The 26,429-nt window shown below is 64.9% G+C and carries 29 protein-coding genes; 16 read left to right on the plus strand and 13 right to left on the minus strand.

The genetic code is table 11. From position 1 onward, the window contains the following. Positions 1 to 30 precede the first annotated feature (30 nt). Positions 31 to 1,761: a methyl-accepting chemotaxis protein gene (locus XH81_RS15710; RefSeq protein WP_028140954.1), complete on the plus strand. Its 1,731-nt coding sequence runs from the start codon at positions 31 to 33 to the stop codon at positions 1,759 to 1,761. 71 nt (positions 1,762 to 1,832) lie between these two features. Here XH81_RS15710 and XH81_RS15715 read toward each other — a convergent pair whose 3' ends face one another. Continuing rightward, positions 1,833 to 2,492 (minus strand): peroxiredoxin, encoded by a 660-nt coding sequence (locus tag XH81_RS15715; RefSeq protein WP_028140953.1) that lies wholly within the window; start codon positions 2,490 to 2,492, stop codon positions 1,833 to 1,835. A 393-nt stretch (positions 2,493 to 2,885) separates the two neighbouring features. On the opposite strand from XH81_RS15715, the gene XH81_RS15720 reads away from it, so the two are divergent. Then, positions 2,886 to 3,458 carry a hypothetical protein gene (locus XH81_RS15720; RefSeq protein WP_028140952.1) on the plus strand — a complete coding sequence of 191 codons (573 nt, stop codon included), beginning with the start codon at positions 2,886 to 2,888 and terminating at the stop codon, positions 3,456 to 3,458. Between the two features lie 102 nt (positions 3,459 to 3,560). Here the strand turns inward: XH81_RS15720 and XH81_RS15725 are convergent, their stop codons facing one another. From XH81_RS15725 to XH81_RS15745, 5 genes are all read right to left on the minus strand, one after another. After that, entirely contained in the window at positions 3,561 to 5,414 is a 1,854-nt protein-coding gene (locus XH81_RS15725) for an alkaline phosphatase family protein (protein WP_028140951.1), read from the minus strand. A 962-nt stretch (positions 5,415 to 6,376) separates the two neighbouring features. Further along, a complete protein-coding gene (locus tag XH81_RS15730) occupies positions 6,377 to 6,688 on the minus strand; it encodes a response regulator transcription factor (RefSeq protein WP_097668596.1) in 312 nt (103 codons plus the stop codon). Between the two features lie 51 nt (positions 6,689 to 6,739). Continuing rightward, positions 6,740 to 7,963: an ABC transporter permease gene (locus XH81_RS15735; RefSeq protein ID WP_018320679.1), complete on the minus strand. Its 1,224-nt coding sequence runs from the start codon at positions 7,961 to 7,963 to the stop codon at positions 6,740 to 6,742. After that, positions 7,960 to 8,685: an ABC transporter ATP-binding protein gene (locus XH81_RS15740; RefSeq protein WP_028140949.1), complete on the minus strand. Its 726-nt coding sequence runs from the start codon at positions 8,683 to 8,685 to the stop codon at positions 7,960 to 7,962. The genes XH81_RS15735 and XH81_RS15740 overlap by 4 nt, the downstream gene beginning before the upstream one ends. Further along, positions 8,682 to 10,109, minus strand: a complete 1,428-nt coding sequence (locus XH81_RS15745; protein WP_097668597.1) for an efflux RND transporter periplasmic adaptor subunit — start codon at positions 10,107 to 10,109, stop codon at positions 8,682 to 8,684. Before XH81_RS15745 ends, XH81_RS15740 begins: the two co-directional genes overlap by 4 nt. Before the next feature lie 630 nt (positions 10,110 to 10,739). Here XH81_RS15745 and XH81_RS15750 point away from each other — a divergent pair. The 6 genes from XH81_RS15750 to XH81_RS15775 all read left to right on the plus strand — a co-directional run bounded on the left by XH81_RS15750 (position 10,740) and on the right by XH81_RS15775 (position 13,729). Next, positions 10,740 to 11,387: a response regulator transcription factor gene (locus XH81_RS15750; RefSeq protein ID WP_028140947.1), complete on the plus strand. Its 648-nt coding sequence runs from the start codon at positions 10,740 to 10,742 to the stop codon at positions 11,385 to 11,387. A 178-nt stretch (positions 11,388 to 11,565) separates the two neighbouring features. After that, the gene (locus XH81_RS15755) at positions 11,566 to 11,967 is read left to right on the plus strand and encodes a hypothetical protein (protein WP_028140946.1); all 402 of its coding nucleotides are present in this window, start codon (positions 11,566 to 11,568) and stop codon (positions 11,965 to 11,967) included. 122 nt (positions 11,968 to 12,089) lie between these two features. Beyond that, entirely contained in the window at positions 12,090 to 12,482 is a 393-nt protein-coding gene (locus XH81_RS15760; protein WP_028140945.1) for a curlin, read from the plus strand. A gap of 26 nt (positions 12,483 to 12,508) precedes the next feature. Continuing rightward, positions 12,509 to 12,919, plus strand: a complete 411-nt coding sequence (locus XH81_RS15765) for a curlin (protein WP_049801994.1) — start codon at positions 12,509 to 12,511, stop codon at positions 12,917 to 12,919. Between the two features lie 72 nt (positions 12,920 to 12,991). Beyond that, positions 12,992 to 13,423, plus strand: coding sequence for a curlin (locus XH81_RS15770; RefSeq protein WP_271596274.1), 432 nt, complete (start codon positions 12,992 to 12,994; stop codon positions 13,421 to 13,423). 12 nt (positions 13,424 to 13,435) lie between these two features. Further along, positions 13,436 to 13,729 carry a hypothetical protein gene (locus XH81_RS15775; protein WP_028140942.1) on the plus strand — a complete coding sequence of 98 codons (294 nt, stop codon included), beginning with the start codon at positions 13,436 to 13,438 and terminating at the stop codon, positions 13,727 to 13,729. A gap of 53 nt (positions 13,730 to 13,782) precedes the next feature. On the opposite strand, the gene XH81_RS15780 is transcribed toward XH81_RS15775, so the two are convergent. Further along, complete coding sequence (locus XH81_RS15780) at positions 13,783 to 14,064, minus strand: hypothetical protein (RefSeq protein WP_028140941.1); 282 nt, start codon at positions 14,062 to 14,064, stop codon at positions 13,783 to 13,785. Between the two features lie 287 nt (positions 14,065 to 14,351). Here XH81_RS15780 and XH81_RS15785 point away from each other — a divergent pair, with 287 nt between their 5' ends. Continuing rightward, on the plus strand, positions 14,352 to 14,798 hold the full coding sequence (locus XH81_RS15785; RefSeq protein WP_028140940.1) for a hypothetical protein: 447 nt from the start codon (positions 14,352 to 14,354) through the stop codon (positions 14,796 to 14,798). Between the two features lie 3 nt (positions 14,799 to 14,801). Here the strand turns inward: XH81_RS15785 and XH81_RS15790 are convergent, their stop codons facing one another. Beyond that, the gene (locus XH81_RS15790; RefSeq protein ID WP_028140939.1) at positions 14,802 to 15,644 is read right to left on the minus strand and encodes a GNAT family N-acetyltransferase; all 843 of its coding nucleotides are present in this window, start codon (positions 15,642 to 15,644) and stop codon (positions 14,802 to 14,804) included. 115 nt (positions 15,645 to 15,759) lie between these two features. Here XH81_RS15790 and XH81_RS15795 point away from each other — a divergent pair, with 115 nt between their 5' ends. Both XH81_RS15795 and XH81_RS15800 read left to right on the plus strand, forming a co-directional pair. Beyond that, positions 15,760 to 16,464, plus strand: coding sequence for an SDR family oxidoreductase (locus XH81_RS15795; protein ID WP_028140938.1), 705 nt, complete (start codon positions 15,760 to 15,762; stop codon positions 16,462 to 16,464). Positions 16,465 to 16,737: 273 nt separating this feature from the next. Next, positions 16,738 to 17,562 (plus strand): outer membrane protein, encoded by an 825-nt coding sequence (locus XH81_RS15800; RefSeq protein WP_028140937.1) that lies wholly within the window; start codon positions 16,738 to 16,740, stop codon positions 17,560 to 17,562. Positions 17,563 to 17,642: 80 nt separating this feature from the next. On the opposite strand, the gene XH81_RS15805 is transcribed toward XH81_RS15800, so the two are convergent. Then, positions 17,643 to 18,704: a serine hydrolase gene (locus tag XH81_RS15805; RefSeq protein WP_028140936.1), complete on the minus strand. Its 1,062-nt coding sequence runs from the start codon at positions 18,702 to 18,704 to the stop codon at positions 17,643 to 17,645. 283 nt (positions 18,705 to 18,987) lie between these two features. Here XH81_RS15805 and XH81_RS15810 point away from each other — a divergent pair, with 283 nt between their 5' ends. From XH81_RS15810 to XH81_RS15825, 4 genes are all read left to right on the plus strand, one after another. Next, the gene (locus XH81_RS15810) at positions 18,988 to 19,377 is read left to right on the plus strand and encodes an ArsR/SmtB family transcription factor (RefSeq protein WP_028140935.1); all 390 of its coding nucleotides are present in this window, start codon (positions 18,988 to 18,990) and stop codon (positions 19,375 to 19,377) included. Continuing rightward, positions 19,377 to 19,868 (plus strand): SRPBCC family protein, encoded by a 492-nt coding sequence (locus XH81_RS15815; RefSeq protein WP_028140934.1) that lies wholly within the window; start codon positions 19,377 to 19,379, stop codon positions 19,866 to 19,868. Before XH81_RS15810 ends, XH81_RS15815 begins: the two co-directional genes overlap by 1 nt. Positions 19,869 to 20,149: 281 nt before the next feature. Continuing rightward, a complete protein-coding gene (locus XH81_RS15820) occupies positions 20,150 to 20,332 on the plus strand; it encodes a hypothetical protein (RefSeq protein ID WP_028140933.1) in 183 nt (60 codons plus the stop codon). A 374-nt stretch (positions 20,333 to 20,706) separates the two neighbouring features. Then, positions 20,707 to 20,973, plus strand: a complete 267-nt coding sequence (locus tag XH81_RS15825) for a hypothetical protein (protein ID WP_028140932.1) — start codon at positions 20,707 to 20,709, stop codon at positions 20,971 to 20,973. A 31-nt stretch (positions 20,974 to 21,004) separates the two neighbouring features. On the opposite strand, the gene XH81_RS15830 is transcribed toward XH81_RS15825, so the two are convergent. Genes XH81_RS15830 through XH81_RS15845 form a run of 4 tightly spaced genes read right to left on the minus strand, consistent with a single transcriptional unit; the run spans position 21,005 to position 25,353 of the window. Next, complete coding sequence (locus tag XH81_RS15830; RefSeq protein WP_271596271.1) at positions 21,005 to 22,225, minus strand: ABC transporter substrate-binding protein; 1,221 nt, start codon at positions 22,223 to 22,225, stop codon at positions 21,005 to 21,007. A gap of 19 nt (positions 22,226 to 22,244) precedes the next feature. Beyond that, the gene (locus XH81_RS15835; protein WP_095426255.1) at positions 22,245 to 23,231 is read right to left on the minus strand and encodes a Bug family tripartite tricarboxylate transporter substrate binding protein; all 987 of its coding nucleotides are present in this window, start codon (positions 23,229 to 23,231) and stop codon (positions 22,245 to 22,247) included. 39 nt (positions 23,232 to 23,270) lie between these two features. Beyond that, the gene (locus tag XH81_RS15840) at positions 23,271 to 24,467 is read right to left on the minus strand and encodes a CaiB/BaiF CoA transferase family protein (RefSeq protein ID WP_271596272.1); all 1,197 of its coding nucleotides are present in this window, start codon (positions 24,465 to 24,467) and stop codon (positions 23,271 to 23,273) included. 1 nt (position 24,468) lies between these two features. Continuing rightward, positions 24,469 to 25,353 carry an IclR family transcriptional regulator gene (locus tag XH81_RS15845; RefSeq protein WP_095426256.1) on the minus strand — a complete coding sequence of 295 codons (885 nt, stop codon included), beginning with the start codon at positions 25,351 to 25,353 and terminating at the stop codon, positions 24,469 to 24,471. A 213-nt stretch (positions 25,354 to 25,566) separates the two neighbouring features. Between XH81_RS15845 and XH81_RS15850 the strand changes: the two genes are divergently transcribed. Further along, positions 25,567 to 26,409 (plus strand): hypothetical protein, encoded by an 843-nt coding sequence (locus XH81_RS15850; RefSeq protein WP_095426257.1) that lies wholly within the window; start codon positions 25,567 to 25,569, stop codon positions 26,407 to 26,409. The last annotated feature ends 20 nt before the right edge of the window (positions 26,410 to 26,429 follow it).

A 26,429-nucleotide genomic window follows, 5' to 3' on the forward strand; every position in this document is an offset into this window, starting at 1 on the left:
TATGCAGGAATTACGGGGGTAGTTCCATCCATGTCCAATCTTTCGACGGCAAAACTCCTGCCGCAATTCAAGCTCGGCACCAAGGCGGTCCTGTGCGCCGTGCTGCTGATCGCCATGAACACCGCGCTTGTGGTCGGCGCCGGCTATTGGTCGCTGACGTCCGCCTTCAACGATCGCGCCTTGCGCGACATCGAGGTCAATCTGCGCACGCTGGCACTGGCCTTCACGGAGACCGTTCCGGCCGCCAAGATCACGATGAAGGATGGCACGGTGGCGCGCGCCGAGATCCCCAAGATGCCTGACTTCGGGGATCACGCCATCGTCGATCGCGCGGTGTCCTATGTCGGCGGCAATGCGACCCTGTTCGTGTTCGACGATGCGAGCGGGCAGTTCGTGCGACGCTCCACCAATGTGAAAAAGGAAAACGGCGACCGCGCCGTCGGCACCCAACTTGCCGCCGATCATCCGGGGCAGGCGCCGCTGCGCCGTGGCGTGGCCTATAAGGGGCCGGCCACGCTGTTCGGCAAATCGTTCATGACGGCCTATTTCCCGATCGCGGATGCGGCCGGCAAGGTCGTCGGCATCCTCTATGTCGGTATCCCCATGATCCAGTACGAGAGCATGCTGGCCCAGGCGATCGAGAGCATGGCGGCGGCCGCGGGCCTCGCCGCGCTTCTGGTGCTGGTCCTGACCCTGCTGGTCGTCCGCCGCATCACCCGGCCGCTCACCTCGGTCACGCGCTCGCTCACAGCGCTTGCCAACGGCCAGAGCGACGTCGCGATCGAATGCGAGGATCGCGCCGACGAGATCGGCGAGATCGCCCGCACGGTCGCCGTGTTCAAGAGCAATTCGCTGGAACGGGCGCGCATGCGCAGCGAGCAGGCGGCAGCCACGGCCGCGGCGGCCGAGCAGCGCAAATCCGACCTGCGCAGCTTCGTCGAGGAGTTCCGCGGCAGCGTCGGCGGCATCCTCGACAAGGTGCTGGCCTCGTCAGGCGAGTTCGAGCGTGCGGCGCGGCAGCTGACCGACGTCGCGCGCTCCACCGCAGATCTGTCGGCGCAGTCGGCGGGCGCGTCCGAAAACGCCTCCGAGCACGTGCGTTCGGCGGCGTCGGCCTCGGACGAGCTGTCTCAATCGATCTCCGAGATCGCCCGGCGCGTGCAGGAATCCAACCAGATTTCAGCCGAGGCGGTGCAGCAGGCCGAGGCGACCGATCAGCGCATCGCACAGCTCTCCGAAGCGGGCGCGCGCATCGGCGACGTCGTCAAGCTGATCACCTCGATCGCCGAGCAGACCAACCTGTTGGCGCTGAACGCCACCATCGAGGCCGCGCGTGCGGGCGATGCCGGTCGCGGCTTCGCGGTGGTGGCCCAGGAGGTCAAGACGCTGGCCGGCCAGACCGCCAAGGCGACCGACGAAATCTCGAACCAGATCGCCAGCATGCAGCTTGCGACCGAGGAATCGGTCGTCGCCATCAAGGCGATCGGCCAGACCATCGAGCGCATCAGCGGCATCGCCGGCTCGATCTCGGCTGCGGTCGAGCAGCAGAAAAGCGCGACCCACAACATCGTCGCAAGCGTTCGCGCGGCGGTCTCGGGCACGGCCGACGTCGCCGTCAATGTCCGCCACGCCGCCAAGGGCGCCAGCGAGACCGGCGAGACCTCGAGCCGGATGTTTGCCTCAGCCCAGGCGCTGTCGGGCGAGAGCCTGCATCTGAAGGCCGAGGTCGACGGTTTTCTGGATCGCGTGCGGGCGGCGTAAAGCAGGGCTCGAAATTCACAGCGTCATTCCGGGTTCGGTGCCTCGCACCGCCCCGGAATGACAGTTCGTTGTTATTTCGGCTGCGGCACGATGCGGATGTAGGGCTTCGGCTCTTTCCAGCCCTGCGGGTAGATCGTCTTGGCCTCGTCGTTGGAGACCGAGCCTGCGATGATCACGTCCTCGCCCTGGTTCCAGTCGGCCGGCGTCGCGACGCGATGCTTGGCGGTGAGCTGCAGCGAGTCGATCACGCGCAGGATCTCCTGGAAGTTCCGACCCGTCGTCATCGGATAGACCAGCACCAGCTTGATCTTCTTGTCCGGCCCGATGATGAAGACGTTGCGGACCGTCTGGTTGTCGGCGGCGGTGCGGGTGAGGGGATCGCCCGAGATCGCGGCCGGCAACATGCCGTACAGCTTCGAGACGTTGTAATCGGTGTCGCCGATCATCGGATAGTTCGGGGCCGCGCCTTGCGTCTCCTTGATGTCTTCCGACCATTTGGCATGGCGGTCGACCGGATCGACCGAGAGGCCCATCAGCTTGACGCCGCGCTTGTCGAATTCCGGCTTCAGCTTGGCGAGCGCGCCGAGCTCGGTCGTGCAAACCGGCGTGAAGTCCTTGGGGTGCGAGAACAACAGCGCCCAGCTGTTGCCGATCCAGTCGTGGAACTTGATCTTCCCTTCGGTGGTCTCGGCTTCGAAGTCGGGTGCGGTGGTGCCGATCGGAAGTGTCATGGTCCTACCTCATCACATTGAATATACTGGAGAATTTGTCTCTGGCCGTCCCCCTCATTATAGGGGTCTTACAACGCCAAGTGAACGCCAACTGAACCGGTTAAAGTAAAATGTGAATTCCTTCCTTGAAGGGCCGATTTTCTAGCAACTTATTGTTACACCGGCACCTGCGGCGAAACAGCTCCACCCGGGGTCACACGGTCTCGCTCGCCCCGATAATGCCTTTTATGACTTCCATCACGCTCGCCCGGCGCGTCCTAGAACCAAAATGGTCCTGACAGCGACCAATTGGCAACCATCTAGAAAAGTCGCGATCCCCGTATCGAATCGTTAACCACCCCTTTACGCCGGCATGAAAATGCTGGCCGATCAGAAGAAATCTGGAAGTGAACTATGTCTGCCGCTGCGCCTAAATCTGCTGACTCGTCGTCCCTTGAACCGTCCTGCCGCGATACCGCGGCCCATGCACTCTCCATCGTGCGCGACGGCGTGATCACGGGCGAAGGCCCGACCACCAAGGGCCGGGTCCATTTCTCCCGCTCGCTCGATGCCGACGACACCGCCTGGTGCACGCGCATCCTCACCGCCACCGCCGTCAACGACCAGCCGGTCAGCCGCGCTGAGGCCGAGATCCTGTTCGAGATCAACGAGGCCGCGACCGAACGCACCGATGGCGGCCGCTTCGATGATTTGCTCGCCAAGGCGGTAGCCCACTATGCCGCAAGCGCCTCGGGCCTGAAAGTGCCGCCGCGCAGCGTCGCGCTGTCGGCCGACACCGAGATCGAGAGCTGGGCGCCGTCCTATGCCTCCAAGGTCAACAGCGAGATGCTGGAGTGGATCGCCGGCCAGATGCGCGGCAAGCGCCACAACAACCGCCGCCTGATGGCGATGGTGGCGACCTTCCTCGGCGCCACCGCGCTGCCCCTGGCTGGCCAATTGCCGAACGTGTTCGACATCGGCATGTAAAGACCTGGGCATGTAAAAGACCTGGGCATGTAAAAGATCTGGGCATGTAACAACCGAGATGTTCTCGCGCCCACGTGCGGGGCGCGAGCGAAAGCGGCGGGGTTATTTCCCCGCCGTTTTTTGTTTGCCGCCGTCCGGCTCGAGGCCGAGCGTGCGGCCCGGGAAGCCGGCGGCGTCGAAATAGCGCTGACTGCCGACGCGCTGGAAGTTCAGCACGGTGGTCAGGCCGCCCTCCGCGGGCCTGGATTTCATTGTGCCGGCATGAGCCTTCGGCACGGCGCCGTTGGGCATGGCTTCCGACATCACGCGGCCGGCCAGGTCTCCTTTCTGTGTCGCGCTTAGGCCCATCAGCCGGGCGGCCGTCATGCCGACGTCGGCATTGCTGACCGGCAGCTCGTCGACGAAGCCGGCTTTGAAGTCCGGGCCGATCGCCGCCATGAAGTTCATGGTGTCGCCGCGGCTGAAGCTGCCATGCATGCCCTGGCCCTGGCGCAGCACGGTGTCGGCGACCTGCACCGAGCAGTTGGTCGGCGCCTCGCCGCAATCGCTGGCATAGGAGCGAAAGTTGACGACGATCGACGGCGTCGGCGTCGCTGCCCTGCCGCGCAGATTGATGCTCGACAGCGGCAGGGTGCCGGGGAAGCGGCCGAGCGAGTCCTCGACGAACAGGCCGGAGACGTAGTCCTGCGCCAGCAGCGCCTTGATGGTCTTGGCCGCCAGCTTCTTGTCCTTGTTCGGGAGATAGACGAGGTCCGAGCCGCCATTGGTGGCGACGACGAGGTCGGGCTTTTCCGGATCCTTGCCGAGCACGCCGTTGCCGGCCTTGGGATGCTTGTTGCCCTCGATCTTCGCGTTCTTGTCGTTGGGGTCGAACAGCGGCAGGTCGAGCGCCTTGGCGAGGTCGAGCGCCAGGAAGCCCATCGGCAGGAAGTCTTTCGGCGTGTCGTCATAGCTGACCTTGGCCGAGGGGCTGGTCTTGCTTTCCTTGGAGATGGTCGAGAAGCCGTGGTCGGCCGAGACGATGATGTTGGTCGAGGCCGCAAGCCCGAGCTCGTCCAGCGCCTTGCGGAGCTGGGCGAGGTTGGTGTCGGCGTTCTTGATGCCGGCCATCGAGGTCGGACCGTTGATGCCGGGCATGATCTGGTTGAGGCTGTCGCCGGTGTTGTGCTGGCTGCCATCGGGGTCGCGCGACCAGAACACCAGCACGAACGGCTTGTTGCGCGCCTTGAACATCGGCAGCACCACCTTGGCGGCGACGTTGGCGAAATAGGCCTGTTGCGCGACGTTGGCGGCGGTCGTGCCCGGCGTCTTGGCATCGCCCGCCTTGGAATTGTCGCCGCGTGGCGGTGTGGTGGTGGGCAGGCCGGCCTTGGTCAGGGCGTCCTTTACCTCGTCCGACAGCGCCACGCCGTTCTTGCCGCCGGTGGCGTCGTCGAACACGATCGAATGCAGGCCGGCTTTTTCAGGCTTGTCGGTGTGATCGAACTGATAGGTCGGACCGTGCTTGCCTAGCGCTGCGGTGCTGTAACCCTTGTCGCGGGCCAGCTTCAGGATGGTGTCCTCGTTGAGGTAGTTGCCCCTAAAATGCTCGTCGATGTCGCCGAGCACGGCGTCGTTCTCGATGAAGGGGACCACGGTGTCGCCGGCGGGGACGGAGGTGTAGTTGGTCCAGATCGTGTTGGAGAACACGCCGGTATCGCCGAGATAATGGCCGGTCGACATCGCCGAGCCATTGGCCATGGTGAAGGTCGGGAACAGCGAGTGCGAATTCTTGAAATTGACGCCCTTGTCGCGGATTTCGGCCATGGCAGGTGCCGTGTCGGGGTTGACCTTCAGCGCGCGCAGACCGTCCGGAATGAACAGGATCAGATTGCGGGGCGTGTTGTTCTGGGCGGACGCAAATCCGGTGGATAGCACTGTCAGTCCGGCGGACAGCAACACCAGTGAACGGCGCATCAAATCTCTCCCTGCGGTGAGGCGGCATGGCCGCAATCCGCGGCCCCCCAAGCTTCGTTTAGTTTCGCTGCATGACGGCCTTGTTACAAGGCCCGTCGCCGATGCAAGAGGGTTGGGGAGGGGAGCGGCCCCCACGCGAGTGTGAAGTACAGCATCCGCCAAGCTCGCGTCCCGGACGCGCTGCAGCGTTCCTACGCTGCCGCGCAGAGCCGGGACCCAGGAAGCCACAGCACGTGCTGCTACATGGGCCCCGGCTCTGCAGCGCACCGCTGAACCGGACGATGCTTCGCATCGCCGGGAGAGCGCTGCGCTGCGTCCGGGGCACGAGACCGTTGTTGAATGACTGACATGGGATCGCATCCTCGCAGCGCATTTCGCCCGAGCTTTGCTTCATCGCCTCACCCTCAATTGAAAGAGGGCGCAGGGAAGGCCGGGAGCCGGTTGGCTCCCATTGACCGCCATGCCAAGAGCAGATTGCGTATGCTTCATGCACAGCGGGTAACAGGGCAACCGGAGCATCCCGGCCTTCCCTGCGCAGTGGCTTTACGGCTTATGTCGTGCTCTCCCCGGGGAGCGTTGCACTATTGCCCCCGTCGCCTTGCGGATGGCTGGCGGATGCGTCCGGTTGGACGACATCCATCACCACAAGACTTGGCGCACAGACCCCGGGCGCCAGGACCACACGATTTTGCCGTACGCCGATCACACCGGTCGTGTGCGCGATACTTTCGCTCACGGCTCTCCGCCCTGCGAAAGCACTTCGCGCCGATGTCACCTGCGTCCACCGCCGCCCGGCCCGCGTTCGTGACGATCGCGATACGCCCCTCTTCCTTGGGCCGGGTTGAGCGATGCATACGCCGTTTCCGAAATTCGGTAAAGTGGAATATTTTCGCCGCCGCGCGTTGACCGATACCTTGGGTGTTTTGCCCGTCGGGCAACGCAAGGGATTGTGGCCGGGACATTCAATCCGTCGCGGTCTGCACCCGTGGTGCAGGGGCTTGCGCGGGCTTCGTCGCCGTCGGAGGATGGCCGACCCTGGCGAGATCGCGGCGTAGCGAGGATGGCGCTGCGTGCAGGGTGAACACGATCGCGATCTGCGTTCGGTTCGAAAGCCGGTATTTGCGCATGATGTTGCCGATATGCGCCCGCACCGTATTCTCCGAGATCTTGAGCTCGTAGGCGATATTCTTGTTCTGCATTCCCCGTGCGATCAACATCATCAGCTCGCGCTCGCGCGGCGTCGGTGTAATCGAGTCCTGCGGATCTCGGCTCATGGCTGGTTGCTCCCTGGACTGCGGGTTGATGTGGCCACTCCCAGCATGCTGTCACTCCGTCTTGAGCGCCTCGATCGGGCTGAGCTTGGATGCCTTGTGCGCGGGATAGAAACCGAAGATGAGGCCGGTCGCGATCGAGAAGGCGAGGGCAAGGCCGATCGCCTGCCCGTCGATCGAGGTGACCCATCCTGCCATGCGGGCGACCGTCATCGAGAGCGTGACGCCGCCGGCGACGCCGATGGCTCCGCCGAGCAGGCAGAGCACGAGCGCCTCGCAGAGGAACTGCAGGCGGATGTCCCGCATCCGCCCGCCCAGCGCGCGGCGGATGCCGATCTCCCGCGTGCGCTCGGTGACCGACACGATCATGACATTCATGATGCTGATGCCGCCGACGAGCAGCGAGACCGAGGCGATGGCGACGAGCAGGAGCGCGACGGTGCGGATCGCTCCCTGCTGCGCTTCCATGGCGGCGGCCGGATCCTGGACCTTGAAATCGTCCTCCTGGCCGGCGGGCACGCGGTGGCGCTGCCGCAGCAGGTTCTCGATCTCCGATCGTGCCCCCGCCATCTGCCCGTCCCCGGCGACCTTGGCGATGATGTAGGCAACCGAATCCCGGTTGATGTTGCTGGCGCTGCCGAGGAAGCGCAGCTTGGCGGTGGCGAGCGGCACGAAGGCGACGTCGTCCTGTGCGGGTCCCTTGCGATCGAGAACGCCGACCACCTCGAGCGGGACCTTCATGATCCGGATCTGCGCACCGATGGGATCGTCGCCCGGCGCGAACAGCTCGCGTGCAACGGTGCTGCCGAGGATCACGACCTTGCCGGCTCCGGCCTCCTCGGTGCCGGAAAAATAGCGGCCGGTCGCGAGCTGCCAGTCGCGTACCATGAAGTGCCCCGTCGTCGTGCCGTTGATCGTCGTATTCCAGTTCTTGCCCTCGTGGATGACCTGCGCCGTTCCGGCGATCGAGCCGGCCGCGGCCTGGACTTCCGGAATCTGCTCGAGGATGGCCTGCACGTCACTCTCCGTCATCGTCAGCTTGCTGCCGTCCTTGAGACGCACGCCGCCCTGGTAGACCGCGCCGGGGGTGATCATCAGCACGTTGGCGCCGATCGAGCGGATCTGTTCCTGCAGGCGCAGCTGCGCGCCGGAACCGATCGCAAACACCGTCACGATGGAGGCGACCCCGATCACGATGCCGAGCATGGTGAGGAAGCTGCGCAGCGGATTGAGCCTGAGGGCGTGCAGGGCGATCTGGAATCCCTGGAGCATCGTCATGGCGCCGCGCTCCGTTTCGGCAGGGCCGGAGCCGGCGTCTCGTCAGCGACGAGTTCGCCGTCATGCAGGTGGATCGTGCGGCGGCACTGCGCCGCGATGCCGGGATCGTGCGTGATCATCACGATGGTCTGGCCGGTCCGGTTGAGCGCGGCGAACAGCGCCAGGATCTCGGCGCCGGTACGGCTGTCGAGCGCGCCGGTCGGCTCGTCGGCGAGCACGATCAGCGGGGAGGCGATCAGGGCGCGCGCGATCGCGACGCGCTGCTGCTCGCCGCCGGAGAGCTGCCGCGGAAAATGATGGGCGCGGTGCAACATGCCGACGGCCTGAAGGCTCGCTTCCGCGCGCGCCAAACGTTCCCTGCGGCCGACACCGCAATAGACCAGCGGCAGCGCGACGTTCTCGATCGCATCGTGACGCGCGAGCAGATTGTAGGACTGGAACACGAAGCCGATGCTACGGGCGCGCAAGGACGACCGGCGATCTTCCGAGAGATCGGCGACATCGGCCCCTTCGAGATAGACCGCGCCCTCGCTCGGCAGGTCGAGCAGCCCGATCATGTTCATCAGCGTCGACTTGCCGGAGCCGGACGGACCCATGACGGCGACGATTTCGCCTTGCGCGATGTCGAAGCTGACATTGCGGACGGCGGTGACCGCGACTCCGTCGGTGCGATAGGTCCTGCCGACCGACTGGAGGCTGATGAGCGGCGGGGAGGCGGTCATGATCCGAACCTGATTCCGAGAAATTCCATGCCCGCCGGACGGATGGCCTGGCCGACGGCAACCTGGCTGCCCTCGTCGAGATCTCCGCTCTTGAGGGCGACCTGTTCGGTGCCGGCCGCGCCGACAGTCACGGCGATGCGCTGGAGCGAGCCGCTTGCGGTGCGTACCCACACCCCGCTGCGAGCGGCAGGATCCTGCCGCGTGCCGGACGGCTGGAAGCGCAGTGCGGCGAGCGGCACTTTCAGAACACCATCCTGCCGCTCGATCACGATCTTCACCAGGGCGGTCATGCCCGGGAGCAGCGCGCCGTCGAGATTGGAGGTCGCCAGGACCACGGTGTAGGTGACGACGTGCTGCTGGGTCTGCGGCGCCTTGCGCACCTGCCGCACCACCGCCTCGAAGCGGCGGTCGGGGTAGGCGTCCACCGTGAAGTGCGCGCGCTGGCCGGGGGCGATGCGGCCGATATCGGCTTCGTCGACCTGCGCGTGAATCTCCATGTCCTCCAGGCGGTGGGCGACCACGAAGGTGGTGCGCGATTCCAGTCCGACCGCGAGCGTCTGGCCCTCGTTGACGAACCTGCCGACGACGACGCCGTCGATCGGCGAGCGGATCACGGTGCGGTCGAGATCGGCCTGGGCTGCGGCGAGAACGGCTGCCTTCTCCGGCACCGCCATGCGTGCCTGTTGCAGCTCCGCCTCGATGCGGCGGACGTCGGCCTGTGCCCCCTCCACCGAATAGGAGTTGAGGGACATCAGGATCTCGGCCTCGCGCTCCTGGGCGAGGCGTGCGGTGAACTCGGTCTGTGCGTCGTCGACTGTCGTCGTCGCCACCACGTTCTGCGATTGCAGCGCCAGCTTCCGTTGCAAGGTCTTCTGCGCCGAGGTCTTGACCGCCTGAGCGCTTTCGAGCTTGGCGGCGAGCACGTCGCGGCTGCCTCTGGCGTTTTGCAGGTCGATCCGGGCGCGATCCAGCTTGGCCCTGGCGATGTCGACGAGCGAATTGGAGACGGCAAGGGCGGCCCTGGCTTCGTCGACCTTGGCCGCAAAGCTGCGCGGATCGATCAAGGCGAGCGGCTGATCCTTGCTGACGGTGTCGTTGAAATCGACATAGACCCGGGCGAGCTGCCCGGACAGCTGGGAACCGACCTCGATCGTCTTGACCGGCTGCAGGGCACCGGTGACCGTGACGGTCTGCTCGATGCTGCCGCGCTGGATCGAGGCGTAGCGGAACACGGGCGAATCGGACCCGAATGTCGGAGCTTCGCGTCCGGTGGGGACGAGCAGGCGCCTGGTCGATTCCAAGGCGTGCGCCGCCTTGTCCGTAGCCCTCCCGGCCGCGCCGGTGATGACGGCCGGCCCCACGGTGGTGACCGCGGCGAGGCTGCATGCAGTTCCAAGCAAGGCAATAACTGGCACAAATCGCATATCAAAACCCGCCTGGTTGAAATGGCTTCGTTGCGGCAGGAAAAAATGGCAAGCTCGCTATGGTTGTAAATCATCTAAGGTAGTATCTATCGTCAGTATGTCGTTCTCATCGGGGCGTCGGTCGGGTGCGCCTGATGATCCAGTAGTAAAGGCGCGGGGTGCGACTTTTCGTGATTTGCTGGAGATGCATACGAAGCGTATCGATATGACGCGCGCGGTATCGAACTCGATTAGCTGACTGAATGTCCCGTCTGCTCCGGCCGAAAGCGGCCGGCGCCCGGCGTTCGACTCGGCACATGAGTGGCGATGCCATGATGCAGTTGGCAATACCGCGATCACGCGACCGGACTCCACGCTACCGGACTCCACGGCACCGGCTTGCCGCATTCTCGATATCGCACTCCGCCGCGATGCCGACGGAGCCGCGCTCAATTCCCTCCGATCACGAAGCCCGATATGTGAACGCCTTCACTCGCCACGAGCGGGTGTTGGCTCTAAGACGTCGAACCGGTGGACCGATGCGCTTCGCCCGGACCCCGCGAATTCACCCAAGCACCTTGTCTGCGCTTGCAAGAAGAATGGATGGCTCGATGCCTGCTCATCGAGCCCCAAGCCGGGGAGTCCGTTGCAATGGTTTCAGGTCAAGCCATAGTTTATGTCGTTGACGACGAGATTCAGATTCGAACTGCGATCGGAAATCTCTGCGAGGAGACCGGACACCGGGTGAAGTTGTTCGCCTCGACGGAAGAGTTCCTCACCGAGAATCTTTCCAGCAGTCCGTCGTGCCTCGTGCTCGACGTCCGCTTTCCCGGCACCTCGCCGACCGGCCTCGAGCTTCAGCGCCGGCTCGCCGAGACGGGCGTGCCGATCCCGATCGTCTTCATCAGCGGCCATTCCGACGTCCGCGTCTCGGTCGAGGCCATGAAGCGCGGCGCGGTCGAATTTCTGCCAAAACCGTTTCGCGAGCAGGAGATCCTCGATGCGATCAGGCACGGCATCGAGCGCGACCGCAGGCGGCTGGAACGCGAGGACATCGTGCGTGAAGCCCGCCAGCGCGTCGAGACGCTGACGGCGAGAGAGCGCGAGATCATGCTGCTGATGGCCGAAGGGCTGGTGGCCAAGCAGATCGCGGCCAGGCTCGGCGTGAGCGAAGTGACGGCGAAGGTCCATCGCGCCAGGATGATGCGAAAGCTGGAGCTGCGTACGCCGATCGAAGTGGTGCGGCTGATCGACAGCATGGGGCGCGAAGCCGAGACGATTCGCGCCGGCGCGGGATAGCAGCTGTTTCTGCGCTTCGATGTGCCGACATCTCGCGCAACGTCTAGTCCGTACCGATTAGCATGAACTGCAGTCTGTCGCGCAGGCCACGATCGGTTCACAGTATCCCTACGATGTCGGCCTCTTCCAAGACGGCATCCATACTCAGTCAGACAACTTGGTCAGAAAGGGATACTCCATGCGTAAATTGTTTTTTGCTTCCGTTGCATTGTTCGCCCTGTCCTCCGCGGCGCAGGCCGCCAACACCTCGACCACGGTGCAAGTCGGCGTCGTGAACGGCTCGTCCGTCACGCAGAACGGCCTCACCAATGACAGCTCGTCGACCAGCCAGCTCGGCATCGTGAACACTGCGTCCACGATGCAGGGGACCGGCGCTGCCTCGCTCAACAACGGCAGCACGGTGAACCAGGTCGGCGTGCAGAACTCGGCGACCACCGGCCAGGTGGCGTTCGGCAACAACACCAGCGCGATCACCCAGAACTCGTTCGGGCCTCCCGCGCTGCAGAACAACGCCGCCGCCGTCGGCCAGCTCAGCGTGTTCGGCGTCAACGGCAGCACCGTCTCGCAGACGGCGCACTGACACACAGCCCCGTTTGGCCGGACGCATCCAGTTGCGGTTGCGTCCGCGCCATTCTCGAATGCACCGCAATCCGGCCGGCCGATCAATTGCGATGGCCCGCCCATTGTCGCGGAGGAAATGACATGCGGATCACCTATTTCATTGCAACTTTCGTGGCGCTCGGTGCGCTGACGGCCGCCGACGCAAACGCCGGCAACACCGCCAGCGTGCTGCAATTCGGCACGACCAACACTTCGTTCATTTCGCAGAGCGGCGGCACCAGCAACAACGCGACCACGATGCAGTTCGGCGCCACCAATACGGCGACCACCTTGCAGATGGGCTCGCTCCTGACCGTCAACAATTCGGTGATCGGGCAGGGCGGCACGACCGCGACGGCGTCCAACACCGCGCTGGCCGGCCAGGTCGGCGGCTCCAATTCGAGCCTGATCGGCCAGATCGGAGCGAACAATGCCGCCGGAGTTGGTCAGCTCGGAATCCTGAACGGCTCGACGATCATCCAGCAGGCTCCGTGAGCCGACCCGAACTGACGAGGCATGTCATGAAACATCATTTGGGACGCGCGGGCGCCGTCTTGCTCGCTCTGTGCTCGGCGGGCACCGGATCAGCCGGTGCCCAGACCGCCGACATCAAGACCATTGTCTCTGTCGGCGGGCCGCCCGTGGTGCTGAACCAGAACAGTCAGCTCAACATGGCGGGCGTGTTCATGATCGGCGGCAGCACCAGCGCGACAGTGACGCAGAACGGCACCAACAACGCCACGGGCGTCCTGCAATTCGGCGGAACGAATTCCGCATCGATCGGGCAGGCCGGAACGAACAATCTCGCCTTCGTCGGTCAGACCGGCCAGTCGGCGACGAGCCTGATATCGCAGCTCGGCACGATGAATGCGGGCACGGTGGCGCAATTCGGCACGATCAACGCCTCGACGATCGTGCAGACCGGCCCGTAAGGCGCGAGCCAACGCGCCGGTGCCAGGAACGAACGGGGAAGCGCGATGCGATGCGGACAGATCTTGAGGCACGTGTTGGCCGTGGCGGCGATGCTCGCCGCCATCGGCACGGCAACCCAGGCGAGCGCCGGGTCGATCCAGCGCAGCGTGACCAACCGGAACGTGAGCATCGAAACGGTCGTGCAGTTCGGCGACAACGTTCAGCCCGTGACGATCGAAGAGAACAGCCGCATCAATATCGCGCGGGTGATCCAGATCGGCGGCACCGGGACGGTGGACGCGACCATCATCCAGAGCGGCACGCGCAACTATGCCAATGTGATCCAGGTGGGCGGCACCACCAATGCGATCATCGGTCAATCCGGTGCGAGCAACACCGCCGAGATCACCCAGATCGGCAATTCCACCAACGCGCTCCTGCTCCAGATCGGAGACATGAATACGGGAGCGGTAAGGCAGTTCGGGCGTTTCAACTGGCTGGCGATCTTTCAGTTCAGCCGATGATGGAGGTGTGACATGAGATTGCTCCTGCTCGCATCGGGAATAGGACTCATGAGCGTGGTCGCGACGGCGCCGGCCGGCGCTGCCGACGGTCACACCACTGTGGTCCAGGACGAGAACGGCACCTCGGTGATTACGCAGAGCGGCGATCCCGCGCAGGCCGAGGTCAAAATCGAGAAGGAGCCCGGGCGTACGACGGTCTACCGGCGCAGCGGCGGCAACACCGCGATCGTGACGCAGGGCACCGGCAACGCGCAGGAAAACATACAGGACATGCTGGATTGGCTGCGCAAGCAGCAGGGCCGTTGACGCACGAAGGCCCACCGTCCGCGAAGGACGGTGGGCCTCGCCGCGAGCGGGCCTTACCAGCGATATCCGCCGGTCAGCGTGCCGTTGTTGTTGCCGTCAGGGCCGACGTCACCCTGTGTCGAACTCGGGGTCGGATGGTTGGTGCCGTTGAGCGCGCCATAGGGCCCCCCGACATCAGGATAATACGCGCGCGGCTGAACCGGCTCGTAGGCGGGCGCGGTGCGGTCCCAGCCCAGGCGCGGTCCGTTCCAATCATAGCCCTGCGCCGAGGCAGCCGCAGTGCCGGCGACGAGTGATGCCGTGATCAGGCACAGGAGTTTCGACTTGTTCTGCATTGGAGATGCTCCTTGATTGTGTCGGGGGCCAACGGTTGCACTGCGGGAGCGTTCCGGGATGCGTCCGGCGGGAGCGATCAACTCCGATCAACTGGTTATGAAGCGCGGACCGCGGAACGAAGTGCTTGAAATGAGCTGGGAATCCCGGGCGTCTTGCCGCACCTGTTCCCAGGTTAAGCCGGTGTCTTAACCAATAATTAATTATAGGTTTGCGGGTGGGCGACGGCCCGGCCTAGCGTAGCGGCGGGGAGCCGCTATCGCTTAAGCCAAACGAGTTGGTGCGTATCATGATGTCCAGATCCCATGCGGCGCTATTCGCCTCGCTCAGCGCAGCCGCGCTGCTCCTTAGCCCCATTGACAGTTTTGCCAGACCCGGCGGCGCCGCGCCGCATGGGGTGACCGCGGCGCCTTCCGGCGCGATGGCGCGTGCGCCGATGGGGCCGGGAGCTCGGTTCCACCGGCGGAATAACCCCTTCGTGTACTGGCCGGGCGGCGGCGGGTTCTTCTACGACGGCGCCGGCTACAGCCAGCCCTTCGTGGATGCCGGGCAACCGGTCTCCACCGACGTGCGCTACACCTATACCTATGATGTTCCGTGGGACTGGTCGCATCGCTTCCCGCCGAACGTGGTGCCGTCCGACCGGCCTTATGTGCCGAGCTGCCCGACGGAGCAGGTGACGGTGCCCGGCCGCGGCGGCAGCGAGCATACCGTCAACATCACGCGCTGCTACTGAGTTTTAGCCTAGCTCGAAGCTGGTCACGCCGAAGACGCGGTCGACGCGCAGCGGCGGGATCGCTCCCGTGTACATCCGCGCCGTCTCGAACACCGGCTCGAGGCCAAGCGCTTCCGCGAGCGCGATCGCCTCGCGATTGACGGCGGGGACGTCGAGGAAGATCTCGCCGACATCGACGCTCGCAAGCAAAGCCTGCACGATCGCTTCCGCCGCCGCGCGGTCGTCGGCGACGAGCGGGCCGATCTTGCAGCCGGTCCGGCAGGGACGGATCACGCCCCATGCTTTGAGCTTGCCGTCGCGCACGAGGGCGCGGCCGACATGGCCTGATGTATCGATCCAGGTGCGCAGGAAGGCGCTGCGCCGGGCGGGGAAGACGGTGGCGTCGTCGGCTTCCACGAGCGCAAACGGAATCGTGTCGAGCGCCACGACGTCAGTGGGCGGCCTCGAGCGCGCGGCGACGCCGCCGCCATAGCGGATGTTGGCATAGGCCAGCTGGAAGCCGGATTTCCTGTAATTGTCCTGTTGCGCCACGACGCCGTCGAGCCCGATGACGCGTGCGCCCGCATGGGCGATCGCCGCGTTCCAGATGCGCAGGCCATGGCCCGCGCCGCGAAAACTATCGCGCACGATGTAGAAGCCGAGGAAGGCGAAGCGATCATCGTAGTTGACGCAGGAGACGGTCGCGACCGGCTCGCCGTCGATCTCGCCGACGAAGAAACCTTGCGCGTCGGGAACCGCGAAGCAGGCGGCATCGCCGTGGCCCGGATTCCAGCCCTCGGCCGCGGCCCAGTCGATGGCGAGGGAGATCTCTTCGGGGCGCAGATTGCGGATCAGCAAATCACTCATCTCGGGTTGCTCATGACGGATGCCTTCGACCATGGACCTGCCGACAGGTCTGGCTGTAGAAGGCCTCATGATAGGCCGAGCCTGCGGCTCGCCTCAACTGAAGGGATGATCGGTCATGGCAGCAGAGAAGGTTGCGCTCGTTACCGCCGGCGGCAGCGGCATGGGGGCAGGGGCTGCGCGGCGGCTGGCGGCCGACGGTTTTCGCGTCGCAATCCTGTCGTCCTCCGGCAAGGGCGAGGCGCTGGCGGCCGAGCTCGGCGGGCTCGGCGTCACCGGCTCCAACAAGGAGAATGACGATTTGAAGCGCCTCGTCGACGGCGCCATCGCGAAGTGGGGACGCATCGACGTGCTCGTCAACAGCGCCGGCCACGGGCCGCGTGCGCCCATCACGGAGATTACCGACGAGCAGTGGCACACCGGCCTCGACACCTATCTGCTCAACGTGATCCGTCCGACGCGGCTGGTGACGCCGATCATGCAGGCGCAAAAGGGTGGCGCCATCATCAACATCTCGACCGCCTGGGCGTTCGAGCCCAGTGCGATGTTCCCGACCTCGGCGGTGTTCCGCGCCGGCCTTGCCGCCTTCACCAAGATCTTCACCGACACCCATGCCGCCGACAACATCCGCATGAACAACGTCCTGCCGGGCTGGATCGACAGCCTGCCGCAGCTGGACGCGCGCCGCGACAGCGTGCCGATGAAGCGCTACGGCAAGGTCGAGGAGATCGCCGCGACGGTCTCGTTCCTGGCCTCGGACGGCGCTGCCTACATCACCGGCCAGAACATCCGCGTCGACGGCGGGCTGACGCGCTCGGTCTGAAGCGCGCGGTCTCGAATCGCGGTCTGGCGAGCTTGTCGTGGTGCGACACGGGCGTGTGCTGCGCGCCGGCGGTCGTGGTTGATGCGTGGCTCCTCGGCCACACCCGTCATCCGTTCGCACGATCCGAGGCGCACACTACGTCACAGTCCTTGCGAACTTCGCCGCAGCCCAAGACGAGCAGTGGCGCACGCCCTATGCCCTAACTGCGCCGGTTGCCTCTTACCCGCGCGCATTCGAAACGCGAGGTCAATCGCGTGGGGCAAGGAGACTGGAATGAACAAGTTTTTGCTGGCGGCCGCCTCGGTTGTCCTGGGTACCGCATCCGTTCAGGCGGCCGACCTCGCGGCGCATTACACCAAGGCGCCGGTGATGGCGCCAGTCTATAACTGGACCGGCTTCTACGTCGGCGGCAATGTCGGCGGGCAGTGGGGCAGCGCGAACCCCGCCACCACCACGCTGTTTCCGGTGGCCGCCTATTTCGCCGATTCGAGCGTGACCGCCATCGGGACGGTCGGCGCCCAACACATCAACAGCTCCGGTGTGACCGGCGGCTTCACCGCCGGCTACAACTGGCAGGTCAACAACGCCGTGCTCGGCCTCGAGGGTGACATCAACTATTTCGGCTTCAAGGGCAGCGCGAGCAGCACGGCCGTGTATCCCTGCTGCGCGCCGACCACCTTCACGGTCAATTCGTCGGTCTCGGCCGATTGGCTCGCCACCATTCGCGGCCGCATCGGCTTCCTCGCGACGCCGAGCTGGCTGATTTACGCCACCGGCGGCGCCGCCATCGCCGAGGTGAGGGGCAACTTCAGCTTCACCGACACCTTTGCTGGCGCGACCGAGTCCGGAGCGATCCGCGACACCCGCGTCGGCTGGACAGCAGGCGTCGGCGGTGAGTACGCCGTGGGCAACGGCTGGTCGCTGAAGGCCGAATATCTTTACGTCGATCTTGGCCGCAGCAGCATGACCAGCAACAATTTCAACGTCGGTGTGGCGTTGCCGGCCCAGACCTTCACCCATTCGGTCGATCTCAAGTCCAACATCGTGCGCGTCGGCGTGAACTACAAGTTCGGCGGACCGGTCGTCGCCAGATACTGAGCATCCCGTTCCGATCCTGACGTGGAAAGCCCCGGCCTGGCCGGGGTTTTCTGTTGTGAAAAGGCTTTCTGTTGTGAAGCTCAGCCTGCGTGCGATGTCAGCAGATGCGCCAGCGCGGGCAGGATCTTGTAGCGCGCGATCTCGTGCGGATATTCGCCGCGGTTGGCGAGCAGGACGATGGCGATCCGCCGCGCCGGCACGAGGCCGATATAGCCGGACGCATTGTTGAGGCCGCCGGGCTTGTCGATGACGGTGACGCCCGGCAGACGCACGGTCTCCCAGGCCATGCCCTGTCCGAACTTGTCGTCGACGCGGAAGACCTCACGCTGCGTCATCCGCAGCGCCTCGCGCAGATTCGGATCGATCGCCCGGCCGTCAACGCAGGCCGCCGCGAAGGTGGCAAGATCCCGGGCGGAGGAGAACATCTGGCCGGTGCCGGGAAAGTCAAAATAGCTCTGCTGGTCGCCGATTGGGCCGACCGCCGCGCCCTGGTCGGAATAGCCCTGGACCACGCGCCGCATCCAGGCCCCGTCCATGACGGCGCGATTGTCCGCGCCGCGCTCGGGGATGAAGCTGGCGTCCATGGCGAGGGGGCGCAGAATGCGGTGCTGGATCAACGCGCCGATCGGCATGCCGTAGCAGCGCTCGAGCACGAGCTGAAGCAGCACGTAGCCGGCATGGGTGTAGATGCGCTGCCGGCCGGGTGCGACGCCGGGCGCCGGCGCGAAGGCGTTCAGCATGGCGATGAACTGCTCGCGCGTGAACTGATCGTTCGGCCAGGGCGGATGGTCGGTCGGCAGCAACAGCCCCGAGGTGTGCGTGACCAGCTCGCCGACGCTGACGCGGCGGATGTAATCGCCGTCGAGCTCGGGAAGATATTTAGGGACGCGGTCGTCGAGCCGCAGCTCGCCGCGCAGCGTGCCGAGTGCGACCAGCGTCGCTTCGAACGGTTTTCTTAGAGACGCGAGGTTGAACAGCGTGTCCGGCGTCACCTTCCGTTTGGCGGCGTCATCGGCAAGACCGTAGTTGAAGAATTCGGCATGGCGCCCGGCATAGAGGGCGACGGCGAGGCCGCCCGCATGGCCCGGCGTCACGGTCGGCGCCAGCTCGCTCGCGACGATGTCGCGCATCTGCGCGATCATGTCGGAATCCGCGGAGGCGCGGCGTGGGCGAAACGCGATCGCGAGGGGAACAAGCGCGGCCCGGGCGAGCGCCCGCCGGGTGAACGATGATGATGTGACAACAGACGGCACGTGCCCTGACGAACGATGCAATGGTGCCCCCGGTCTCATTTAGCGGGAAGCGCCCGGCGGCCCAATTCACAATTGCGCGTTTCAGGTTCCGCTTCGCGGCCAGCGATCAAATTACTTAGCCTATGAGCTAACAATTATTGACATCCGACCCGGCGGCTCTATAGTTAGCTTCATGGCTAACCAATCGCCCCGCCTCGATCAGGTCTTCGCAGCGCTCGCCGATCCCACCAGACGGGCGATCGTGATGCGGCTGTGTGCCGGCGAGGCCTCCGTCGGCGAGCTCGCCGATCCCTTCGCCATGGCGCTGCCGAGCTTCATGAAACACATCCATGTGCTGGAGACGAGCGGGCTCGTGCTGTCGGAGAAATCCGGCCGCGTGCGCACCTGCCGCCTCAGCCCGGATGCGCTGCTCGGTGCGGAGGACTGGTTCCAGCAACAGCGCGCGATCTGGGAGGCGCGGCTCGACCGGTTCGAAGCCTACGTGATGAAGCTCAAGAAAGAGAAGGAGAGGGCGGCCGCCAGGCGGCCGTCCCGAACAACCAAACGGAAAGGTTCCGAGTGATGACGAATTCTGCCAATCCCGCTCTATCGCAATGGTCGCTCGACCGTGAGATCGTGATGTCACGCGTGATCGACGCGCCGCGCGATCTGGTGTTCGAGGCGTGGTCCGACCCGAAGCATCTGCCGCAATGGTTCGGGCCGAAGGGATTCAAGATCGAGACCTTCGAGATCGACGTACGCGTCGGCGGCGTCTGGCGCTTCAACATGATCGGCCCCGACGGCACGGTCTATCCGAACCGCATGCGTTTCCGCCGCATCGAGCGGCCGCAGCTGATGGAGATGGATCACGGCGTCGACCAGGACGAGGATCCCGGCATGTTCCGCTTCACAGTCACCTTTGCCGAGCAGAGCAATGGCAAGACCGTGCTGATGATGCGCCAGCTGGCCTCGAGCACCGCGCAGCGCGATGGCATGATTGGCTTCGGCGCCGTCGAATATGGCTATCAGACGCTGGACAAGCTCGCGGCCTATGTGGCGGGCATGAAGCGGTGAAGACAGAAGCGCTCCCGGCGAAGGATTCGCCGGGAGCGCTTTCGTACATCTCGAAGGATCGGTTTCCCAGGAGCGCGATCGACGAGGCAACTAAAGCGCGATGAGAGCAGGATGAATCCTCATCGCGCTTTAGCTTATCGTTTGAGCATGATCCTTCCGGAAAACCGCCGCATACTTTTCCGGATCATGCTCTAGCGGCGCGGTGTGGTGCCGCTCGACGGCGGAGTGGTCTCGTTGCGCATGCCTGGAGCGCTGGAGGCGCCTTGCCCGCCGCGTTGCGTATGAGTGCTTCCGCCACTGCCGCCGCCGGAGCCGTCGCCAGCGCTTCCGCTTCCTCCGGCAGCGCCGCTGCCGCCAGCACCTGCTCCCGCTCCGGCACCCGCGCCACCGGCGCCTGCACCTCCCGCACCACCGGCACCACCTGCACCACCGCCGGCACCTTGTGCGACCGCTGCGCCGACTGAAGCACCAGCCAGCACGGCTGCTGTGAAGATCGTCAGAATTGTCTTACGCATGTTGCTTCTCCCTGAGGTTACGGCGGACCAATCACGCGCGCGGCCAACCGTTCCTACGCGCGTCGATGTGGAGGAGCTGCGTCGGCGAAGGTGTTGGCGGTGCTATCGCAGGTCAACTTCGGTGCATGGCCGCCTGGATCGACTCCAATGTCGATAAGGTGACCATGGAGTTCCTGTCGCATCAGCGCCAGGCGGCGTAGCCCCACGCAATCCCTGCCGATATGGACCACCGGCACGCCAGAGCGGCCGGTGGTTTTTCTATGGCCTCAGCTCGGCAGTGCGCTCGCCACAGGAACGATCGCGCGCCTGCGGCTTTGCCGGTGATGGCGCACATTATCTTCAGCGACTACCGCAACCCCGCCGCCGAGCAGGCCTATGATATCGCCTGGAACTTTCTCACGCGGACGGGCGCCATCGGCGACGAGTTCGAGGCCTGCGTGTTCCTGGCACAGCGCATCACCATGATGGTCGAGGAGGGGCAGATGAACCGGATCCGGATGGCCAACCGCGCGATCTCCGAATATCAGCGCCATGTCGGCCAACGCGACGATGTCATCCGCAGCGGCAGCCGCCTCGCTGGAGGGCAATGAGCGCCGCAGCGGAATTGCGCCTGTCGCCGCCTCACTCTTTCGCTTCGTCTGTCACGATGTCGCCGAGCTTCTGCCAGCGCTGGCCGTCGAACTGCACCATCTGGAACTGCTTGTTGACGCGATAGTCGGTCGGGGTGGTCGTGACCGAGATCCCCGGCAGCGTCAGGTCGAGCTCGACGTTCTTGAGGCTGGCGGCCTGCCGCATCACGTTGTCGCGAGTGAGGTCGTCGCCGCATTGCTTCAGCACCTGAACCAGCAGCTGGGCGGTGATGTACCCATAGACGTTCAGGTTCGAATCCTTGTCGCCGTCGGGATAGTATTTCGCCATGAAGGCGAGGTAGCGCTTCATGCCGGGATCGTCCTTCCATTCTGGATCGGCGGCATCCTTGACGTAACCGACGCTGACGACACCCTTGGAATTGTGCAGACCTGCCGGCTTCAGCACGGCGCTGAGCGAGGAGGCGTTGATGTCGATGATGTGCAACGGCTTCCAGCCGATCTCGGCGACCTTCTTGATGGCCTGCGCCGCCTGTTTCGGCGTGGTGGCGCTGAACAGCACGTCGGCGCCGGCATCCTTCAGCCGCAGGATCTGCGAGTCGATCGTCGGCTCGGTGATCTCATAGGATGTCTCGGCCACGATCATCTTCGCCTTGTCGCCGAGGCCGGCCTTGAGTCCGGCGAGATAATCCTTGCCGAGGTCGTCGTTCTGGTAGAGCACGCCGATCTTCGCGTTCGGATGGTTCTTCAGCAGATATTGCGCGTAGATGCGGCCTTCGACGAGGTAGGAGGGGTTGAATCCCATAGTCCAGGGAAAGTTCTTGGGATCGGTGAAGCGCGCCGCGCCAGTCGCGGCAAACAGCTGCGGGATCTTCCTGGCGTTGAGATATTTCTGCACGGCGACGTTCGGCGCGGTGCCGATGATCTGGAACGTCAGCAGCACCTCGTCGCTTTCGACCAGCCTGCGGGTCTGCTCCACGGTCTTCGGCGGCGAATAGGCATCGTCATACTGGATCAGCTCGACCTTGCGGCCGTTCACGCCGCCCTGGTCGTTGATCATCTTCATGTAGGCGGCCTGGGTCTTGCCGATCACGGCATAGGCGGAGGCCGGGCCGCTGAGCGGCACGGTCTGACCGACCTTGATCGCCGTGTCGGACGCGCCGGAATCGTATGTCTTCTGCGCCTGCGCTGCCGCGCTCGACAGCACGAGAAGCAGTGCGGAGGCCGCGATCTGTTTGAGAAGAGTGCTCGTCATGTCCGGTCCTTCCCGATTGCTATTCGCCCTTGAGACCGGCGTCGCGGATCAGCTTGGTCCATTTCTGCGTCTCGGCGTCGATGAACTGGCCGAACTCGGCCGCGGTGCCGGCACGCACTTCGAGGCCCTGGGCGGTCAGCTTGTCCTTGATCGCGGGCTCGGCGAGCGCGCGCAGGACTTCGGCCTGAAACCTGTCGACGATCGCGCGCGGCGTCGTGGCGGGCGCCATGAAGCCGTACCAGCCGGCGGCAGCGACGTTGGGAAAACCCTGCTCGCGCAGTGTAGGCGCCTGCGGGTAGAGCGCGCTGCGCTCGGGCGAGGCGACGCCGAGCACGGTGAACTTGCCGCTCTGGATGTAGGGCAGGGCGGTCGGCAGCGCCGTCAGCGTGGCATCGACGCGGCCGGCAAGCAGCTCGGTGTAGGACGCGGCATCGCCCCGGAACGGAATGTTGAGACCCTTGACACCGGCGTCGCGAAACAGGAGCTCTCCGGCAAGGTGCGGCTGCGAGCCGGCGCCGGGAGACGCGAAGGTCAGCCCGTCCGGTTTCGACTTGCCGTAGGCGATCAGTTCGGGGAGCGTCTTGAACGGCGCGTCGGCGCTGATGATGAGGAAGAGCGGCGCGACCACGACCATCGCCACCGGCTGCAGATCCCCGCGGTCATAAGTCAGCTTGCCGAACAGCGCCTCGGCGGTTGCGTAGGGAGCCGCGACATAGAGAATGGTGTAGCCGTCGCCCGATGCATGGGCGACCATGTCATTGGCGATGCGGGTGCCGGCACCGGGCTTGTTCTCGACGATGAACTGCTGACGGAGACTGCGGCCGAACTCTTCGGCGAGCAGTCGCAACGAGATGTCGTTGGAGCCACCGGGCCCGTAGGGCGAGATCAGCCGCACCATGCGCGAGGGCCAGGCATCCTCGGCCTGGGCCGTCAGGCACGAGCCGGCGGCGAGCCCGCTCGCGAGCGTGCCCAGCAGGGTTCGGCGTGTGACCTTGAATGATGTCACTGTTTTCTTCCTCCCTTTTTATTGTTGGTCTTGTTAGTTTCAGATCACCTTTCGCGCGGTGAGCCTTTCGATCTCCTGGTCCGAAAGGCCGAGCCAGTTTCGAAACACCTCGTCATTGTCCTCGCCGACGTCGCCGGCGGCGTGACGCAATCGCGCGGGATCGTTGGTGAAACGCGGAACGACATTGGTCATGGCGACGGTGCCGAAATGCTTGTCGGCAACGCGGGTGATCACCTCGCGCGCCTTCACTTGCGGGTCGTCGGCGATCTGGTCGATCGAATAGATCGGGGCGAGGGTGCCTTGCGCTGCATTGAATCGCGCGAGGACCTCCTCGAGGGGATGGGCGGCGCACCAGCCGGCGAAGATGTCGTTGAGCTCGGCGGCGTGCTTGACGCGCCGGTCGTTGCTGGCGAAGCGCGGATCAGTGATCAGGTCGGGGCGCTCGATTGCCCGGCAGTTCGCGGCGAACAGCGCGTTGGTCGAACCTGCCAGCGTCACCCAGTGATCGTCGCTGGTGCGAAACACGGCGGCCGGCGCCGAATAGCCGTTGGAATTGCCGATCCGGCTGCGAACAGTGCCGAGCTGGTCGTGCTCGATGGCGAGGACGTCGAGCAGGCGGAAGGTTGCCTCACTCAGCGAAAGATCGATCTCCTCGCCGGGCGCATCGGGATCGCGCGCCCGTTTCCACAGCGCCGCGAGCACGCCGACGGCGCCGAACAGGCCGCCGATCGAATCCCCGATCGGGTATCCCGGATGGGTCGGTTCGCCGTCGCTTTCCCCCGTGATGTAGGTAAGCCCGCCCATGGCCTCGAAGATGCGGGCAAAGCCGGGCCGCTCACGATAGGGCCCATCCTGCCCGAAGGCGGTGGCGCGCAGGATCACGAGGCGCGGCTGGATCGCCCACAGCACCTCCTTAGGCAAGCCCCAGCGATCGAGCGTTCCGGGACGGAAATTCTCGATCAGCACGTCGAAGCGCGGAAGCAGCTGCTTGAACAGCGCAAGTCCTTCCCCAGTGCGCAGATCGAGCGTGGCAAACTTCTTGTTGCGATTGGCGGCCTTCCACCACAGCGGCTTGCCGTCCTTGAACGGCGGAAACGACCTTACGCCGTCGCCGTTTCCGGGCATCTCGATCTTGAGCACCTCGGCGCCGTAGTCGGCCAGCAGCGTTGCTGCGAACGGCGCTGCAATGATCGTCGCGATGTCGAGAACTTTCAGTCCCTCGAGCGGTCCAGCCATGTCATTTTCCGGCGCTTGTGATCTTCTTGGTCTTGCGCGGCGGCGCGGACTCTGCCTGCCCGACGATGGCGCGGATGCTGTCGGCGAGCGCCGCGATGCGCGGACCGATCTCGCCCTCCAACTGGCCCGGCTGGAGCCGGAACGCGGGGATCCCGCAATTGATCGAGAACGACTGCTTCGATTCGCTCGCGTGAAATAGCGGCGCGGCGACGGCATGGATGGAGGCCATGTACTCGCCCCAGCAGGTGCAGAAGCCGCGGCTTTTGCATTGCGCGATCCCGGCCCGGTATTTGTCGCGAAAGGCCGACCACAGCTCGGGGTCTTCAGCACCGATGTTCCGCTCGAGCCGGTCTGCATCGGCTGGCGGCAAGGTCGCCGCCGCGGCGCGTCCCATGGCGGTCATCACCACGGGAATCGGCATGCCGATGTCCGGCGCGTGCGGTCCGACATCGCCGGAGCGCGCGGTCTCGACATAGATCATCGAGGTGGCGTCGAGCAGGCCGATCGAGACCGTGCCGCGGACGCTGAGCGCCAGCTCCTGCATCATGGGCCGCGCCATCTGGCGGAATTGCATCCCGGCAAGCAGAGGATGCGCGATCCGCAGTGCCCGCGCAGCGACGCGGTACTTGGCGCGCTCGGCGTCGTAGCGGAGGTAGCCGAGCTCGGCCAGCGTGTGCGTCAGCCGCGCCACCGTCGGCCGCGGGATGCCCGTCAACGCCGACAGCTCCATGTTACCCAGCAGCGTGCTCCCGGCCTTGAACGCCTCGAGCACGACGAGTCCCTTTGCCAGTGTCGTTGCGAAGGCGGCGTCATCGACACTGTCCGCCAGCACTGCGGCGGCGGAGGAGAGCGGATGTCGCGGTTTGGATGAATCTCTCGGGGCCATCCACGAATATCAGACGGTCAAATTACTTCTGTCCAATAAATTCGACAACATCGGCGAAATTGTCCGATATGTGGACACCGATATCGCGTCGACGTTTTCGTTGAAGGACGCGCCGGACCGGGCCGCACACACAGATTTTTGTCGTGATTGCATGTCGTGTTGTGACAGGATTATTACGACGACATGTCAGATCGATAATTTGCGGAGCGGTTCATGTTGCAGTGGCAGGCGCGGTCAAATCCCCTCGCGTGGTGGTGGGGATCCCTCACGCTCGTGAGCGGCGCCAACATCCTGGTGTGGTTCATGCTGTACCGCGAATTCTACCCGACGCCTGCGGGCAGCCTCAGCGGCGGCTCGGACATCGGGCTGATGTTCCTGCTGTGCGCCGGCTACGTGTTCGGCTGCGCGTTCCGCTCGTTCCTGCCGCGCGCCGACGTGCAGCGCATCTGCCTGTTCGACACCTGGCTGTCGAGCGTCGTCGTCGGCCGCACGGTCGCGACCGTGGCCGAGCTCTGCTTCGTCGCGCAATGGGCCATCATCCTGCATCAGCTCGGCAAGATGACGGGCGCCGAGACCGCGGTGAACATCGCGCTCGTCATCGTGCCGATCATCATCATCGCGGAGTGTTTCTCCTGGTACGCGGTGGTGACGACCAACTTCCTCTACAACGCGATCGAGAACTCGCTGTGGGCGGTGACCTTCTTCCTCGCCGGCATCGCGCTGTGCCGCCTGATGCCGGAATTCCAGGGCGTGGTGCGCTGGGCGCTGATGTCAGGCATCGTCGGTATCGCCTGCTTCCTCGCCTTCCTCGTCACCGTCGACGTGCCGATGTATCTCAGCCGCTGGCGCGCAGGGCACGCCGAGGGCAACACGTTCCTGGGCTTCCTCGAAGGCCTGCATGACGTCTCGACGCGCTGGGTGGTGACCCACGACATCGCGCATTGGAAGGGCGAGCTGACCTGGATGTTCCTGTATTTCAGCGCCGCGGTGTGGTCGAGCCTCGCGCTCTGCGCGCTGTATGCGATGGAAGGCTATCTGGCGCAGTATCTGGCGTAGGGTTGCGCACTTTTCCGGAT

It is taken from the genome of Bradyrhizobium sp. CCBAU 25360 (assembly GCF_028128695.1).
In the GTDB taxonomy this organism is placed as follows: domain Bacteria; phylum Pseudomonadota; class Alphaproteobacteria; order Rhizobiales; family Xanthobacteraceae; genus Bradyrhizobium; species Bradyrhizobium ottawaense.